Annotated in this window: 3 protein-coding genes; all 3 read left to right on the plus strand. The window is 69.6% G+C overall.

The genetic code is table 11. The features are described from left to right. A partial coding sequence (locus VJR25_RS00600) for a purine-cytosine permease family protein (RefSeq protein WP_324111454.1) occupies positions 1-1,131 on the plus strand: 1,131 nt, incomplete at its 5' end. 74 nt (positions 1,132-1,205) lie between these two features. Next, the gene (speB, locus tag VJR25_RS00605; protein ID WP_324111459.1) at positions 1,206-2,174 is read left to right on the plus strand and encodes an agmatinase; all 969 of its coding nucleotides are present in this window, start codon (positions 1,206-1,208) and stop codon (positions 2,172-2,174) included. Positions 2,175-2,282: 108 nt separating this feature from the next. Next, on the plus strand, positions 2,283-2,892 hold a 610-nt coding region (locus VJR25_RS00610; RefSeq protein WP_324111461.1), incomplete at its 3' end, for an MmgE/PrpD family protein.

Genomic DNA, 2,892 nt, shown 5'->3' on the forward strand with positions numbered 1-2,892 from the left:
TTCAACATCGCCGACACCGTGCTGATGGGCGAGGGCCTGAACAGCACCTTCCACCTGAACCCGATGCTCGTCTCGATCGTCGTCGGAGTCGGCGCCGTGGTGCTGGCCATCTTCGGGCACGACTGGGTGCACAAGGCCTTCCGCATCCTGCTGTACGTGTCGCTGCCGCTCATGGCGATCGTCACGATCGGCATCATCCTGGGACACGGCGGCGGACACGCGCCGAACCCCGCACACTACGGCTTCAATTGGGTCGCCTTCATGGCCCAGTTCGCCGCGGCCGCTGCGTACAACATCACGTACGCGCCCTACGTCTCCGACTACTCGCGCTACCTGCCGTCGCACACCAAGGTCGGCGCGGTCATCGCCTCCGTGTTCTTCGGTGCGTCGACGGCCGCCGTGTGGCTGATCATCCTGGGCGCGTGGCTCGCGATCTACCTGGGAGCGGATGACGGACTCGCGGGTCTGCTGCAGGCGGGCAACAACGTGTTCCCGTTCCTCGGCGACGCCGTCGCGATCCTGTCCGCCCTCGCGCTCTGGGCGACCATGGGCATGAACGCGTACGGCGGCGCCCTCACCGTGCTCACCTCGATCGACTCGTTCCGGCCGATCAAGCCCACCCGCAGCGCCCGCGTGATCACGATCATCGCGCTCGGCGTGGTCTGGTTCGGGGTCTCGAGCGTCATCACCAGCAACGCGGTCAACACCGTGTTCACCGCCCTGACGCTGATGCTGTACCTGCTGGTGCCGTGGACCGCGACGAACCTCATCGACTACTTCCTCGTGCGCAAGGGCGAGTACTCGATCGCGGACCTCTTCACCCCGAAGGGCATCTACGGCGCGTGGTCGTGGCGCGGGCTCGTCGCCTTCGCGATCGGCTTCGCGGCGGAGATCCCGTTCATGGTGTTCGCCGGCCTCTACACCGGCCCGGTCGCGAAAGCGATGGGCGGCGTCGACATCGCCTGGCTCGTGGGCCTCGTCGTCACCTCGATCGCGTACCTGATCTTCGCCCGCTCGCTCGACCTCGGCCGCGAGCGTCACGTGCTCGAGCGCCGCGGCGGCATGGACGACCCGTTCCACTCCCTCCCCGAGGGCGTCAACGAGGGCGTCGTCGAGGCCGAGCGCGAATGAGCCTCGTCGCCTGCTGAGCGCGGCCGCACGACCCGCAGACCACCGACACCCACATCGATCACGAGGAGGATGCCGTGCCCATCGGCCCCATCGACAGCTCTCTGACCCCGCGCTACGCCGGCCGTGACGGCTTCGCGCGCCTGCCCCGGCTCGACCAGGTCGACCGCGCCGACATCGTGGTGGCCGGCTTCCCGTTCGACGCGGGCGTCTCGTACCGCTCCGGCGCCCGGTTCGGTCCGAATGCCATCCGCGAGGCTTCCCGCCTGCTGCGCCCGTACAACCCGGCGCTGGATGTCTCCCCGTTCGAGCTGGCGCAGGTGGCGGATGCCGGAGACGTGGGCGTCAACCCGTTCAACATCGGCGAGGCGATCGACACGATCGAGCAGGCCGCACTCGAGCTGACGCAGGGCGGCACGCGCCTGGTCAGCTTCGGCGGCGACCACACGATCGCGCTGCCGCTGCTGCGCGCCGCGGCGAAGCAGCACGGACCGGTCGCGCTGCTGCACTTCGATGCGCACCTGGACACGTGGGACACGTACTTCGGGGCCGAGTACACCCACGGCACGCCGTTCCGCCGCGCGTTCGAAGAGGGCATCATCGACACCGAGGCGCTCAGCCACGTCGGCACCCGCGGTCCGCTGTACGGCAAGAAGGACCTCGAGGACGACCGCCGCTTCGGCTTCGGCATCGTCACCAGCGCCGACGTGTACCACCAGGGCGTCATCGAGACCGTCGCGAAGCTGCGCGACCGCATCGGCGACCGGCCGCTGTACATCTCGATCGACATCGACGTGCTCGACCCGGCGCACGCGCCGGGCACCGGCACGCCCGAGGCCGGCGGCATCACCAGCCGCGAGCTCCTGGAGATCCTGCGCGGGTTCCGGGGTCTCAACCTCATCGGCGCCGACGTCGTCGAGGTGGCGCCCGCGTACGACCACGCCGAGATCACCGGCGTCGCGGCATCCCACATCGCCTACGACCTCGTGTCGCTGCTCGCGGACAAGCACGCGGCCGACACGGCGGCGGAGGATGCCTCCGCCTGACGCGCCCCCACGCGGATGCCCCGGGAGACTTCGGTTTCCCGGGGCATCCGCGTGTGTGAAACACTGACGCTCGGGGGGTCGCACGCCCCCGGACCTCCGAGGAGCACCATGATCACCCATCACCTCCGTGTGCATCGCAGCGACGAGAACCTCGCTCGCGACGGGCAGCTGGCCTGGGCCATCGCCCGGGTCGCCACCGATCCGGTCGAGGTCGAGGACGACGTCGTCGAGATGATCATCAACCGCGTGATCGACAACGCGGCGGTCTCCGCAGCCTCCCTGACCCGCGACCCGGTGTCAGCCGCTCGCCAGCAGGCGCTGGACCACCCGGTGACCGTCGGGGGAGCGGGATCGACGATCTCGGGATGCCGCCTGGATCGCCGCACCAGCCCGGAGTGGGCGGCGTGGGCGAACGGCGTCGCGGTGCGCGAGCTGGACTTCCACGACACGTTCCTGGCGGCGGAGTACTCGCACCCGGGCGACAACATCCCGCCGATCCTCGCGGTCGCCCAGCACACCGGCGCGGACGGCGCGGCGCTCGTGCGCGGCATCGCGACGGGGTACGAGATCCAGATGGATCTGGTGCGCGCGATCAGCCTGCACAAGCACAAGATCGACCACGTCGCCCACCTGGGTCCGTCGGTGGCGGCGGGCATCGGCACGCTGCTGGACCTGGACCAGGAGACGATCTACCAGGCGATCGGGCAGGCGCTGCACA

The sequence above is a fragment of the Microbacterium sp. genome (genome assembly GCF_035277845.1).
Classification (GTDB): domain Bacteria; phylum Actinomycetota; class Actinomycetes; order Actinomycetales; family Microbacteriaceae; genus Microbacterium.